The sequence below is a fragment of the Aureispira sp. CCB-QB1 genome, from assembly GCF_000724545.1.
Taxonomy (GTDB): Bacteria; Bacteroidota; Bacteroidia; order Chitinophagales; family Saprospiraceae; genus Aureispira.
Genome location: NZ_JHBV01000030.1, coordinates 81095 through 92407, shown reverse-complemented (window position 1 = coordinate 92407; position 11313 = coordinate 81095). Strand labels below are relative to the sequence as shown.

The 11313-nt window shown below is 35.2% G+C and carries 11 protein-coding genes; 5 read left to right on the top strand and 6 right to left on the bottom strand.

Annotation, left to right across the window (positions count from 1 at the left end):
• Window positions 1-273: 273 nt before the first annotated feature.
• From CG11_RS14905 to CG11_RS14885, 5 genes are all read left to right on the top strand, one after another.
• A complete protein-coding gene (locus tag CG11_RS14905; protein ID WP_197043859.1) occupies window positions 274-603 on the top strand; it encodes a DUF3244 domain-containing protein in 330 nt (109 codons plus the stop codon).
• A 175-nt stretch (window positions 604-778) separates the two neighbouring features.
• Window positions 779-1438 carry an FISUMP domain-containing protein gene (locus CG11_RS14900; RefSeq protein WP_052597581.1) on the top strand — a complete coding sequence of 220 codons (660 nt, stop codon included), beginning with the start codon at window positions 779-781 and terminating at the stop codon, window positions 1436-1438.
• A 179-nt stretch (window positions 1439-1617) separates the two neighbouring features.
• The gene (locus CG11_RS14895; protein ID WP_052597580.1) at window positions 1618-4371 is read left to right on the top strand and encodes a DUF3352 domain-containing protein; all 2754 of its coding nucleotides are present in this window, start codon (window positions 1618-1620) and stop codon (window positions 4369-4371) included.
• Between the two features lie 168 nt (window positions 4372-4539).
• Window positions 4540-5748, top strand: coding sequence for a hypothetical protein (locus tag CG11_RS14890; protein ID WP_052597579.1), 1209 nt, complete (start codon window positions 4540-4542; stop codon window positions 5746-5748).
• Between the two features lie 5 nt (window positions 5749-5753).
• Window positions 5754-6173, top strand: coding sequence for a hypothetical protein (locus CG11_RS14885; RefSeq protein ID WP_052597578.1), 420 nt, complete (start codon window positions 5754-5756; stop codon window positions 6171-6173).
• A 106-nt stretch (window positions 6174-6279) separates the two neighbouring features.
• Here CG11_RS14885 and CG11_RS14880 read toward each other — a convergent pair whose 3' ends face one another.
• From CG11_RS14880 to CG11_RS14855, 6 genes are all read right to left on the bottom strand, one after another.
• Window positions 6280-7515, bottom strand: a complete 1236-nt coding sequence (locus CG11_RS14880; RefSeq protein WP_052597577.1) for a lipopolysaccharide assembly protein LapB — start codon at window positions 7513-7515, stop codon at window positions 6280-6282.
• 7 nt (window positions 7516-7522) lie between these two features.
• A complete protein-coding gene (locus CG11_RS14875) occupies window positions 7523-8104 on the bottom strand; it encodes a hypothetical protein (RefSeq protein ID WP_052597576.1) in 582 nt (193 codons plus the stop codon).
• A 70-nt stretch (window positions 8105-8174) separates the two neighbouring features.
• On the bottom strand, window positions 8175-8672 hold the full coding sequence (locus CG11_RS14870) for a nucleoside 2-deoxyribosyltransferase domain-containing protein (protein WP_081909563.1): 498 nt from the start codon (window positions 8670-8672) through the stop codon (window positions 8175-8177).
• A gap of 13 nt (window positions 8673-8685) precedes the next feature.
• The gene (locus tag CG11_RS14865) at window positions 8686-9390 is read right to left on the bottom strand and encodes an HAD family hydrolase (RefSeq protein WP_052597574.1); all 705 of its coding nucleotides are present in this window, start codon (window positions 9388-9390) and stop codon (window positions 8686-8688) included.
• Window positions 9387-9665, bottom strand: a complete 279-nt coding sequence (locus CG11_RS14860; protein WP_052597573.1) for a hypothetical protein — start codon at window positions 9663-9665, stop codon at window positions 9387-9389. The genes CG11_RS14865 and CG11_RS14860 overlap by 4 nt, the downstream gene beginning before the upstream one ends.
• 12 nt (window positions 9666-9677) lie before the next feature.
• Window positions 9678-11219, bottom strand: a complete 1542-nt coding sequence (locus CG11_RS14855; protein ID WP_052597572.1) for a YfcC family protein — start codon at window positions 11217-11219, stop codon at window positions 9678-9680.
• Window positions 11220-11313 lie beyond the last annotated feature (94 nt).

The window sequence follows — 11313 nt, the reverse complement described above, 5'->3', positions numbered from 1 at the left end:
AATTATTCAACTTGGAATAGATTTAGCTATAGAGTAAAAATAATAATACATTAAAGCGATAAAAAGGAGAGAGGTTACTTACTAAAACCAAATACGTGGAAATGTAAATTGCAAAAATAATTACTTAAGATATTACACGTTCAAGAAATCACAACCTATCTTTGTTGCATATTTTTTTAACCAAAGAAAAAAGTGATCACGGACGATATAAAGATAAATAACATGAAAAAAATACTCTTTATTGGCCTTTTGTCTTTATCTACCTTGTTACTTATGGCACAATCAGACAGTGAGTTAGTAAGCATGTTAGAAGAACTCAAGCCTGTTTATGTAGAGTATCAAAAGGCAAATCAACAAAACCTTTTAAACACCGTTAGTATTACGATGGATAAAGATGGGAACAGGATTTATTTCAAAACACCTCATCGAATTGAAGGAGTAAATATTACGATAAAGGATAGAGGGGAGAAGATTGTAATCCAACAGAATAACGTTACTATAAATAAGAATTATTCGATTTCATTCGCAGCAAATCCAGGACGCTATACGGTCATTTTACAAAAACAAAATCATCTTTTAGTCGAGCGTTTAGAAAAAGGATAGAAAAAATAGATACCATAGGTATTAGTAGGTAGAACATCTTGCGTTCTACCTTTTTTTATTTAAAAAATAATAACTTTAGGAGAATTTTAAACTCCTTAGTAGACTGTCTGTTAAATAAATAGTGCTTGTATAGCAAACAGCAGAATAAGGAACCATTCTTTAAATCATTTGGATTATGAAACATATATTATGGGGTTGTTTGTTGGTTGGTCTTATCGTATTGGGCACTGCTTGTAAAAAAGAAGTGTCAAAAATGTGTACCAATAGTTTTGTAGATGAGCGAGATGGTACCGAGTATTGTATGGTGACGATAGGTAACCAAGTATGGATGGCTGATAATTTGAATTATGCTTCGGATAGTAACACCTACACGAATCCATCTAGCCCTAGTTCTGTCAATGCTGTGTATGGGCGTTTGTATACCTTTAGCGAAGCTAACAAAGCTTGTCCGAATGGATGGCATTTGCCAACTGATGAAGAATGGAAAACATTGGAAATGAATTTAGGGATGTCTGTAGCAGAAGCCAATGGACTCAATGAGCGAGGTGTAGATCAAGGTGGACAGCTAAAGTCAATAGATGGTTGGGTAGCTAGTGCGAATGCTGGAGTAGTGGGAACTAATTCTTCAGGTTTTAATGCCTTGCCCTCTGGCGAATGGAATCCTAGTTTTGGTCCTTTTTTTCATTTAGGCGAGGAAGCAAGTTATTGGACGGCAACGCCCTATGATACTACAAATACAGCTTGGATGCGTGCGTTGTCTTATGATAAAGCATCTATTCGACGAAGTTATGCTACTCAAAAAATGGGTTTTGCCTGCCGTTGTGTACAAGATTAATATGAAAAATAAAATAGTGGTTGGCTATAACCAAAAGCTCAAAAGAAATACCAAATACACAACTTAGGTGTATAATATCTAGATACCTTCTTTTTTGTGTTTCGAATAGAATAACTTTGTTCGAGAACGATTCTTCGGAATAGGAAAGAACCAAATATTGCATATCAGAATAAGAGTAGATGATTATAGATTTTTTTAAGAATTTTTGGGCTTATCTATTGAGACCCATGTTGTATCGATATCGCCGACAACTGTTCGGAGTGTTATTAGGGATAGGGATGATTGTATCGGTAGGAACTAGTTATCACCTGTTTAGACTTCCTTTTGTAGCAGTAGGAGGAATGGAGGCAATGTCCGAAAATACAACAGCACTTGTTCTTGAAACTACTCATTATCAAAGAACACTTAACCAATTAGAACAAGCAGCTTATTATCAAGATTTAAAGAGCATTTCGCTTTTGAGCAAATGGGAACGAGGTTTAAAACTGATGGATTCTCTTTTTCATGCTACCAATTCTTATGCAAATTTACTTCATCAAGCAACGATTACTAGTGGTGCTCAAATTACTAGCAACGAAACCGCAGATTGGTTGTATGCCCTAGAATCTTACGAAATAGACTTTGAGATAACTAAGTTCATCGAAGAATTAGCTCCCCAGCACACCTTAAAAACGTTATACAGGGGGTACCCCATTTACAATCTATCTTTGGGGAATGGACAAGAAATATCTATGTCTATTTTTCGGAATCTAATTTTGATTAGCCCAATTACTATTTTAGTGGAATCGGGGATAGAGCAACTGGATAATATCAGCTCTAGTGTAGCAGAGAGCCCCTCTTTTACCAAAATAGAGCAAGACATTAAAGACAATGATAAGACAAGGAATTTAGTGGTTTATCTTAATTTAGAAACTATTTCAAGCTTGACAAGTGTACTTACAAAGTCAAATCCTAGAGCTATTGTTGGTTTAATGTCAGTAGGAGCATGGATGGGGTTGGATACCCAGTTTCTGAAGGAAGGGTTTCTGTTAAGTGGGCACTTGCACCCTGCAAAAGAAAATAAATTTTTGCAAGCATTAGCACAACAAGAGGCACCTAAAAATAGTAGAATTGCAGAATATTTGCCTCAGAATATGGGAGCTATGCTTTACTTAGGTTGGAATGATTTCAAAACTTTTTATAATAGTTATAAGGAGGGAGAAGACAAAGATTTTGAAAAATATTTTATGCCTTGGATTGGTCAAGAAGTAACCTTATTTATAGAAGATCCAACCGATGATGAAAATGCTTTTGTAAAGGATAAATTGGTTTTTATCCAGAGCACCGATACAGCTTTAACTTGGAGGTTGCTCAACCGATATGCCCATCAATTTGGAGAACTTAATAGAGCTGCTTACCAGAATTTTATGGTGACTCAAATTGCAGCCAACAGCCCTTTAAAAGCACTATTTGGAGAAGATTTAGCCCCATTGCAGAATCCTTATTATACTATTATTGACAATTATATTGTTTTTGCTAATGCACGGACTACTTTAGAAGGCTGGATTAAGAGCTTTAATACACGGCAGATGATTTTAGATTTACCCGAATACCATGCTTTTTTTGCGCAGGCTAAGAATAAGTCTAATATTTATGCTTTGTTAAATACGCCCAATGCCGCCAAGTTTTTGCAATATTTGGTTCGACCTCAACTACATGATTATCTAAATACTGCCTTTCAAAAGTTTAGAAATATCTACCCTATAGGAGTTCAGTTATATGGATTTGAAAACCATTTTTTAGTCAATTTATCAACAGCTTATAATGTGTTCAAAGAGCAAGAAGAAGTTAAAGCAACCTCTGCTTGGCAGGCAGATTTGGATGCCACAGCAGCAATTGCTCCCAAGACATTGCGTTCACACGATGGGAATTATTATATTTTGGCTCAAGATGTTAATAATCGGTTGTATTTTTTTAATAAGAATGGGGAAAATTTATGGGGAAAAGACAAAGTATTGACTCGAAAAATTAATTCAGATATTTTTGAAATCGATTTTTATTCTAACAACCAAATTCAATATGCTTTTAGTACCGATTCTGCTATTTATGTGATGGATAAAGCAGGAAGTTATTTGAAGATTATTCCGTTAATTAGCAGGGCGTCTAATGGCGTTCTAGCAGTGGATTATGGCAAAGGACCTCGCTTTTTTATAGCTTGTCGAAATGGTGCTTTTTATGCTTATGAGCAAAATGGGAAACCATTATCAGGTTGGCAACCATTGGAACGGGTTGGTCGTGTGTACTACCCAATGGAATACATGAACTATCAAAATAAGCGCTATTTCATCATGGCAACTAAAGCTGGGAATTGTAAAGCATTTAAACGAAATGGCGAACCTTATTTTAAAGGTGGGAAATTGCCTGGAAATATGACAGGATGGGGAGTAGATGCTCCTATCGGTCGGATTGCAGCAGGAAATGGCAATGGAAAAATTCGCATTTTAAATACCAAAGGAAAGGGATTTGGGTTGTCGCCAGTAAAGGGAGTGCATAAAAATGTACAATTTGTTTATGCTGATGTTTTGGGGGACAAACGGAAGGACTACATTCGTATAGGGGAGGATAAAATGGCTGTGCATTACTACACTAAGGAAGAAGATAAAAAAGGACGATTGAAAGATGTTTTAAAAGAGGCTGGGGTTTATCCTTTGGGAGCCAAGGCAAAACGAAAAGCTTTTGCTGTCAATCTGTTGGGAACAACGAAGCAGTATATCGGTCTTTGGGAACCAGAAAATGCTAGTATTTCTCTAGTCAATGCCAAAGGAGAAGTGCAAAATGGTTTCCCCTTGGCTGGAACTTCTGAATTTCAAATAGTAGATTTGTTTGGTGAGCGGGGCAATACCTTGGTTGTTGCTAATAACAATCGGGTGTATACTTATAAATTGAAGTTTTAGTCTTACTGTATTAGATTTTCAATGATATTGTAAATATTATCTACCTTGATAAATTTATCTGTATGCAACAACCCCTTATATTGTACTTTAGATTGTTGATTTAGAACAATAATCTGTGGAACACCGCATGTTAGGTGCGATTAAGTAAGAATCAATAAAAACTAAAACATGATGACAAAAGAAGAATTAAAAAAAGAAATTAAAGATTTGCAATCTCTTAATAAAGAAAAAAATAACTGCAAGAGAGAATTTGAAAAGTATGAAAAGGCTTTAAAAGAAGATGGTAAAATAACTAAAAACGAGCAAAAAACTCTTGATTCAATTCAAAATACTATTCTAAAAATAGAAAATGCTATTGAAGAAAAACGCTTAAAACTCCTAACAATAAAAGAAGATTTTAAATCTAAAAACCAATCAAATTTTATTGATTTAGGAGAAACTAAATTAAAAGATAGTCTTAATTTTGATGATTATACAGGTATTCCTGAAGATATTAGTCATGTAGAATCTTCGTTTTTAGCAGGCATACAAAATTGGTGTCAAACTATTAGACATACTATCAATGAATTTGAAAAAGAAATCAATAGTGGAGAAACTAGCCAGACAGATTTTTTTGGACTCGTTGTGTTTAAAGAAGTGCTCAATAAAGTTGTAGGAAAATATGATTTAGTCTCTGAATTGGGTATTGAACTTTTTATCAAAATAGTCAATGAATTAGAAGGCAAAAAGAATGATGATGATAAGGTTTCATTAAGAGACCTTGCTCATGCTTGGGATGATAAAATTACAACTTTTCAAAAAGACATTTCCTTACACCAAAAAATGTTTCAAAAATTTATAGCTAATAGACTTAATGTAAGTGAAGGTAAATTATTAGAAGAAATTGCTTACTGGCCCAGAGGAGGTGCAAAGGGGCTCCCTCAAGAAAATGCCATTCAAAAAGCGATGCTTGAAATTTGGATGAAGAGTTTAGAAGATGATTTTGTTGATGGAAGTACTCATATTGATTTAGATGCAGGTTTCATATACCTAAAGGCTAGATACTTTGTAAATGATGCTACAGGAAAACTAATTAATTTCCCTGTTTTTTCACAAGCAGACATTGATGATTTAGAAAATCAGAAAGCCCTTGACCTATTTAAAAAATTATGGAAAAATAAATCTATTTTAGCAACTCCTCTTGATATTGAGATATATGTAATTTTTGGAGAAGGTTTTGCACCTAATGAGATAAAAGCAGGAAGAATAAATGGTCAATGGGAGCTTTTAGATCATAATTTCTCAAAAAAGCAAGATGCTATAGAAGCTGCTGCGCTCATTATTAATGATAGAACTTTCTGGTCTGTTATTAATGTAAATTCTTTAACCCTAGACTAATAAAAATGAAATATATTATACTATTTATTGGACTAAATGTCTTGTTTTCTTGCGGTAGACATACTAAATGCTTAATTGGAACTGCCTGGGTTCCTATAGACAGTTTTTATCAAACAAAACGTATGCCTCAATTTTTAGATAAGGGATCTATAACATTGGAATTCAATAAAGACTCTGTTCAAAATTGTAATGTCTCATTAAAATTAGATAGTTTAGATAGAGTTATTTTGGCTAAAAGATGGCACTGTAGGGAACTACCTGTTGAATATTATCGGGATAGTGTCGTTATTTTGTTTCCGAAACATAATAATTATAGATATAAGCTTGATTTAATAGAGTTTGTTCCAGAAAAATATTTAGAACTAAATAGTGAGCAAGAAAAAAAATCTTTTCATATGAAACCAATTCTTAATTTTGTAAAGTAAATTAAACGTCCCCTAACAAGGGCATAATGTCTTTTAACAATTAAAGAGAGTATGCTTTTCCAAATCCTTTTAACTGATTTGATTACTACCTAAATAGTTGCATTTTTCATTTCTGTTCTATTTTTTCTAGATAAGAGTCTAGAAATAAAGCTGTCAATAGCCAAATTACTAATGGCAAACTCAACCATTTGTGCGTGTTAATAGCTAGAAAATAACTACCTACATTAAGTGCAAATAATCCCCAAATAGAAAAGTATATACTTGCCATCAGTACCTTGGTCCAAGGTAAGGTTCTAGTTTTTACAAAGTGCCACATTAGCAAATGAATGTTGGCAAAGATGGTACAAAGTAGATAGATAAACTTAAAATGATATAGCTCTAACCAAAAGATAATGGTCGTAATTCCTAGTTGTAATTTGATCAAATCATGATGTCTAATCCAAGGCGTTTCGGAATGATATATTCGTCGATAGACATATTGAATAGGATATTTTAGTAGATAAATAAGACTCAAATAAGAAGCAATAGCGCCTAATAAATAGAGTGCCCAAGGTGAAAAATACATAGGATTCTTATCTACAATAATTAAACTGAAAAAGAGAAGAAAGGAATAAACCAAGATTTGAAAATGAGGGGTGAAGATAAAGCCAATCCAACCCAAAGGAACAAACCACTTAAAAGGGGGGGACTTTGCTAATCGAGCATCTATCCAGGCATCTAGAACGGTAGGAGATGGAGCAAATGCATAGGCTTCTTGCAATAATTTTGCTGCTTTGCCAAAGTTTCCTCTAGAAATTTCCACAGCTCCCATTCCGATCATAGATTCTTTTGATTCGGGGTTATTTGCCATATTTCGAATCAAAATTTTTTTAAAATTATTGATTTTTAATCCCATAATCGTATGGATCGTCTCTGCGTATTCTACTGTAGGATCTGTTGCATCAATGGCTAATGCTTGTTTTAGTAATTTATCAGCCCTAAAAGGATGCTTGTCCATATACAATAAAGAAGCAATGGCCAATACTGTAGGGTTTTCGGTTGAAGCATTTAGACAGTACTCAATATGTTTTAATCCTTTTTCTTTTTCAGCAGCATGATAAAACAATAACGCCAATCTTTCGTGACACAACAAATTATCTGAGTCCAGAGCTAAGGATTGATAAAAAGCCTCTATTGCCTGTTTGATTTTATGCTGTTCTTGTAGGCAGATGCCTTTCAAAAAGTACAGCTGTGTATTTTCTGGATCAGAATCTAAAGCTTGTGTAATTTCTTGTAAGGCTAAATCGTACTTTTTTAATTCGATAGCGGCTAAAATTCTACCAATTTTAGGGTCAGAGCGCATGGTAAGTCTATAAATTTCTTAGTTCCTCGATTTGATGGTAAACATATTTTACATTAGGAATAGCGTCAAAGCCAAGCCCCATACTAAGTGGGGCAAAATTAAGATTAGAGGAACTATTTCGATTACTCTTTTGGTCAAATTTGCTATTAAACAAAATAGAGCCAGAGCCATCTTTTTTTTCTAATACTTGAATGTCTGTCAAGGCGGACAAATCAACAAAGCGTAGGTTGTCACCCCGTTTGATAACAATTCTTTTTTCTGTTAGACCATAAATGATTTTCTTGCGAATATACATATCGTGAAAGAAGCGACCAATAATCAAGTAAAGCCCAATTAGGACAAAAGGAATTCCAAACAAAGCCATAAAAATAGGAGCGTCCATAATAATGACCATAGATTCCCAAAAAATAGCAAAACCTCCCCAAGCCAAACTGAACGGAATTAAACAACCATCAGAGGCACGAAAAATAATGCCCTGTTTAGGTCGATTGGCCCAAATAATGCGTTCTCCTTTATTTACATGTTTTTTCAGATGTTGTTTTGCTGAATTGCTCAAAGGAGAAAAGTCATCTAGAATATCATTTTTCATAGTTCACATCAATTAGATTTATCATTATTTTATAGAGGAATTGCATGCGCTTGATGATTAATAGATACGACTACCGAAGTAGTTTTAAAGCATGATTACAAGTCTCTTTTAAATCACTCGCAATCAAAACAGCTGGATTTTGTTGTTGCAAACGCCTGCGAATGTATCGAGCACCACTAAAGCCCTCCTCAATACCAACCACTAGATTACAATTGAGTGCAGCTTGTTTTGCTGCCCATTCTCCAAGTTCAAATCGAGACGTTTGAGCATAGGCACGTTCTGAGAAATGTTCTTTTTCTTTTGCTAACCAAAATAAAATACAGCCACAGGTTGCCGCTCTTTTCAAAAAGTAACTTTCCCAATCAACTTGTTGCTCATAAACAAAGTCTTTATCAAGATAAGCTTTTTTGGGAGAAGCAACGAATGTATTAGAGGCTTGTCTTTGCAAATAATCAATAGCTTCTGAATGCCAAGCAGGCGCCCCTTGAATTGGACCTGCTAAAAAAATAACAGGCACTTGTGTGTCTATTTTAGGATAATGCGGCGGGAAAATAGTGTTGTGGTGCATGATAAAATACAAATTATAAATTAGGAGGCGTAGCTTGTTCTAATAATTCAAAAACACGTTCAGCATCCGTATAGTTCGCCAATAAATGAAAATCGCCTAATACGCCAGTTTGCAAGGCGTGATTTTCTGCATCAATTCCTACAAAAGGCATCTTCAAGGAAGCACAACTATGTTTATCCCACAAGCCATCACCAATGTAAACAATGTGTTCAAAATCCTCCACTTGATGCAAGGTTTTGGCACGCTCAACAGCCGTTAACATCACCTCTTGTCGAGTAATTGCATCGCTAGCTGTTGCTAGAGGATAATTGCTAATATCAACACCTCCGCCCTTGAGTTTTATTTCTGCAGATTCAACCCAGCAACCTGTTGCTAGAGCGACTGCCCATTCGTCTGAAAAAGCATGTAGAATTTCGGGGGCTCCTTCTATAGCTTGAAAGTAATGAGGATTGGTATGCAACGAATTATTTAAGGCTTCAAAGTAATATTTTTTAAAATCTACTTCCTCTGATTGGCTTGGGACACGTTGGTGAAAATGCTCATAAAGCTCAATGAGTATAGAACTATCTGTAAAATGTTTGAACATGCTTCCGTCAAATGTGTCAAATTGCTTGGTAATGAATTTTTGAACGGTATCTATATAACAAACGTGATCAATTTCGTTGGTTTGGGTTAGTGTGCCATCAATGTCAAAGATGGCGAGCTTTGTTTTTTTCATAATAATCCTAAAAATGAAAGTCCGAAAATGAGGATAATAGTAACTGTTAAAATAGCGCCAGAATAGAGCCAAATGTTTTTGTGGTTAGATTGACCGGTTTTGCCATTATAAGTCTTGCCACAAGAGTTGCATTTTACATGATTTAACAATTGAGGTCCTAAAAGACCGCCCCACCAAGTTGATTTTACTTTGGTATAGTCCGTCTTTTGGCAATTATAACAAGGTTTATAATGGTATGGATTAGAGGTAGTAGGCTCATCTAGTATAGAAGACATTTTAGTAAATAATTAAAAAAGATAAACAGATATTGTTAAGTAGATCATTGAAAAGAGGGTTAAAATAACCAGAAGTGGCGTTACAAATTTTATCCATTTGTCATAGGTGACGTTTACCATTGTTAAAGAAGCTAAAATTAAGCCTGTAGGGGTGATAAATGCCATCAAGCCCATCCCGTATTGATAAGCGTCCACGACAATTTCACGAGGTGCACCGACAACATCTGCTAATGGTGCCATAACAGGCATTGACAATACAGCCATTCCTGAAGAAGAAGGAATAAAGAAGGATAAGCCAGCATAAATGAACAACATTACATTGGCAAATAAAGCTTTAGGCATTCCTTCTACTGCACCAGAAGCGTAGTAAAGTAAGGTATCACTAATCAATCCTTCGTCCATTAAGAAGGTAACACCTCTTGCTATTCCTATAATTAGCGCCACATTTAACAAGTCATTGGCACCTTTGACAAATTCTTGCACAAATTCTTTTTCCTTTATTCCGGCGACTACACCAATTAGAATAGCGCCCACAAAAAAGACCGTTGTCATTTCCATAAACCACCAACCTAACTGAGAGACACCAATAATCATGACAACAAAGGAGAGCAAAAATAAAAGGAGTACCAATTGTATGGATAAGGTGAATTGGTGTTCTTTATCCAGATTGGTATTCATAAATTGCGCCTCAATAGATTCTTTTTGATCATAAATTAAGGAAGAATTTGGCTCTTTTCGCACTTTTTCGGCATAACGGATAATATACCAAAGGCAAATGCCCATTCCTAAAATCAACATTAACAAACGCCCATAAAGTCCACTCGTCCAACTAATACCTGCCGAATTAGAAGCAATGATGGCACTAAATGGGTTAACCGTAGAGGCCATTGTTCCCATGGAGGAACCTATATAAATGGTCGCCAAAGCAACCATAGCATCGTATCGAGCGGCTAAAAAAACGGGAACTAATATAGGATAAAAAGCAATGGTTTCTTCTGCCAAACCAAAAGTCGTTCCTCCTACGGCGATCAAAGAAGAAATAATGATAATCAACCAAGTTTCTCGTCCTTTTAAGCGATTTGCTAATCGAGCAACTCCCGCATCAAAAGCACCAGTATGGTTAACAATACCTATAAAACCACCAATAATTAAGACAAACAAAATAACTTCAATAGCATCCTTGATTCCTTTTAGAGGAGACTGAATGAAGTCTACGATTCCTTGTGGATTTGCTTCTACTTGATGGTACGTTCCTGGTATCCCTACTGCCTTCCAAATATCTCCATTCTCAAACTTTTGAATATCTATTTTCATACCTAAAGCATCTAAGGTGGCTTGAGTGCCTGGAAGTTCTCGATCGCCATCTTGTGCGTGATGAATGAATAGAGCTGCTGTGTTTTCGGTAGCAGCTTTGTATTCTAGTTTATCGTATTTTCCAGCAGGAATTAGCCAAGTAGACAAGGCAACTAAGGCAGCAATAATCAATAAAACCGTATGGGCAGTGGGAAAGCTGAAAGAAGATTTTTTTTCTTTTTCATCTAATGGTTGATGCATATTTCTTTAGATTCACTTAGGTTAGCTAATAACTTTAGAATGATTAGGTGATACATGGGGTCACTACTTTGAGAATTTTTTTGTAGAAAAGTCC

What these genes read in the sequence shown, in the direction of transcription:
- CG11_RS14905 (WP_197043859.1), top strand. Translation starts at nt 274, where the DNA reads ATGGCACAATCAGACAGTGAGTTAGTAAGCATGTTAGAAGAACTCAAG.
- CG11_RS14900 (WP_052597581.1), top strand. Translation starts at nt 779, where the DNA reads ATGAAACATATATTATGGGGTTGTTTGTTGGTTGGTCTTATCGTATTG.
- CG11_RS14895 (WP_052597580.1), top strand. Translation starts at nt 1,618, where the DNA reads ATGATTATAGATTTTTTTAAGAATTTTTGGGCTTATCTATTGAGACCC.
- CG11_RS14890 (WP_052597579.1), top strand. Translation starts at nt 4,540, where the DNA reads ATGATGACAAAAGAAGAATTAAAAAAAGAAATTAAAGATTTGCAATCT.
- CG11_RS14885 (WP_052597578.1), top strand. Translation starts at nt 5,754, where the DNA reads ATGAAATATATTATACTATTTATTGGACTAAATGTCTTGTTTTCTTGC.
- CG11_RS14880 (WP_052597577.1), bottom strand. Translation starts at nt 7,515, where the DNA reads ATGCGCTCTGACCCTAAAATTGGTAGAATTTTAGCCGCTATCGAATTA.
- CG11_RS14875 (WP_052597576.1), bottom strand. Translation starts at nt 8,104, where the DNA reads ATGAAAAATGATATTCTAGATGACTTTTCTCCTTTGAGCAATTCAGCA.
- CG11_RS14870 (WP_081909563.1), bottom strand. Translation starts at nt 8,672, where the DNA reads ATGCACCACAACACTATTTTCCCGCCGCATTATCCTAAAATAGACACA.
- CG11_RS14865 (WP_052597574.1), bottom strand. Translation starts at nt 9,390, where the DNA reads ATGAAAAAAACAAAGCTCGCCATCTTTGACATTGATGGCACACTAACC.
- CG11_RS14860 (WP_052597573.1), bottom strand. Translation starts at nt 9,665, where the DNA reads ATGTCTTCTATACTAGATGAGCCTACTACCTCTAATCCATACCATTAT.
- CG11_RS14855 (WP_052597572.1), bottom strand. Translation starts at nt 11,219, where the DNA reads ATGCATCAACCATTAGATGAAAAAGAAAAAAAATCTTCTTTCAGCTTT.